This window comes from Microbacterium sp. zg.Y909 (assembly GCF_024626565.1).
In genome coordinates this window covers 1-1,728 of sequence record NZ_JANJFJ010000614.1, presented here as the reverse complement: position 1 = coordinate 1,728, position 1,728 = coordinate 1, and the positions used below count along the sequence as shown (strand labels likewise).

At 70.0% G+C, this 1,728-nt stretch carries 2 protein-coding genes; both read left to right on the top strand.

The window, feature by feature from the left end; translation table 11 throughout:
- A partial coding sequence (locus tag NQ160_RS23440; RefSeq protein ID WP_306854125.1) for an ABC transporter permease occupies nt 1–1,160 on the top strand: 1,160 nt, incomplete at its 5' end.
- On the top strand, nt 1,157–1,728 hold a 572-nt coding region (locus NQ160_RS23435), incomplete at its 3' end, for an ABC transporter ATP-binding protein (protein WP_257517403.1). The genes NQ160_RS23440 and NQ160_RS23435, both read left to right, overlap by 4 nt.

Sequence of the window (1,728 nt, the reverse complement as noted above, 5' to 3'; positions counted from 1 at the left end):
CGATCAGAAAGACCTTCATGTTCCTTGCCTTGCGCGAACTGAAATTCGCCCGCGGCCGCTTCGCGTTGATGGGCGTGGTCATCGCCCTCATCTCGCTGCTGGTCGTGCTCTTGTCGGGCCTGTCCTCCGGACTGGTCAATGACGGGGTCTCCGGCCTCAAATCCATGCCCGCCAGCGCCTTCGCCTTCGACGGCGGCACCAAAGCGGACAATGCGTTCAGCCGCTCCGTCGTCGACGAAGATCAGCTCGCGGCCTGGGACGGTGTCGAGGGCATCGCCGAGGCCGAGCCGATGGGCGTCAACATCGTCAACGGCGTCACCGACGACGGCACCCAGATCGACCTCACGCTCTTCGGCGTGGAGACGGACGGCTTCCTCACGCCGCCGGTGTCCTCCGGTGAGGGCCTCGGGGCCGCCAACGGCATCGTGGTCTCGGAGCCGATGAAGGACGAGGGTGTCGCGATCGGCACCGTCGTCACGCTCGAGCGCTCCGATGTGGAACTGACCGTCGTCGGCTTCACCGAGGGCCAGGCCACCTTCGGCCATGTCGACGTCGCGTACCTGCCGCTGGACACCTGGAAGCTCATGGCCGCCGGCGCGACCCAGCCGGGTGCACCGACGGACGCCGAGATCGCCGCCGTCGACTTCCCGTTCGCCAGCGTCGTCGCGCTGCAGGCCGAGAAGGACGCCACGCCCGACTACGAGGCCATCGACGCCACAGCCGACACGACCACGATGACCCTGACCGAGGCCTTCAACGCCTCCCCGGGCTACGAGGCCGAGACGCTGACGCTCAGCATGATCCAGTTCTTCCTGTACGCCATCTCCGCTCTTGTCGTCGGTGCCTTCTTCACGGTCTGGACCATCCAGCGCAGTCACGACCTCGCGGTGCTGCGTGCCGTCGGAGCGTCGAGCCGGTATCTGCTGCGCGACAGCCTGCTGCAGGCCGCCATCCTCCTGGTCGGCTTCACCGCCCTCGGCGTGGCCGCCGGCGTCGGGCTCGGCGCACTCATGCCGGATGCCATGCCCTTCGCGCTCGAGGCGGCTCCGATCGCCGTGGCATCCGGGCTGACGATCGCGCTCGGTCTCATCGGCGCCGCCGTCGCGGTGCTGCGCATCGTCCGAATCGACCCGCTCCGAGCCCTGGGAGGCCAGCGATGAGCAACGACACCACCCCCGCCCTGCAGATCAGCAACGCCGTCCTCGAACTCGGCGACGGGGACTCCCGCGTCCGGGCCCTGGACGACGTGTCGCTGACCGTCATGCCCGGCGAACTCCTCGCCATCGTCGGCCCGTCCGGCTCGGGCAAGTCTTCGCTGCTGGCGATCGCCGGCGCGCTGGCGAACCCCGACAGCGGCACCGTGCGCGTGCACGGCACCGACCTGTCGACCCTGTCCAAGCGCACGCGGGCGCGGTTCCGCCTGCGCAACATCGGGTTCGTGTTCCAGTCGGGCAACCTGCTGCCCGCGCTCACCGCTGCCGACCAGCTGCGTCTGGCCGGGCGGCTGGCGGGCAACCGCCACGTCGACCCCGCCCTTGTGCTGGAGTCGGTGGGCATGGGCCACCGCGCCGGTCACCGCCCCGGGGAGCTCTCCGGCGGCGAACGTCAGCGCGTGGGCATCGCGCGCGCTCTGGTGAACCAGCCGAGCCTGCTGCTGGTGGACGAGCCGACGGCAGCGCTGGACCGTCGCCGCAGCCACGAGGTGGTTGAGCTTCTCGCCGACCGGGC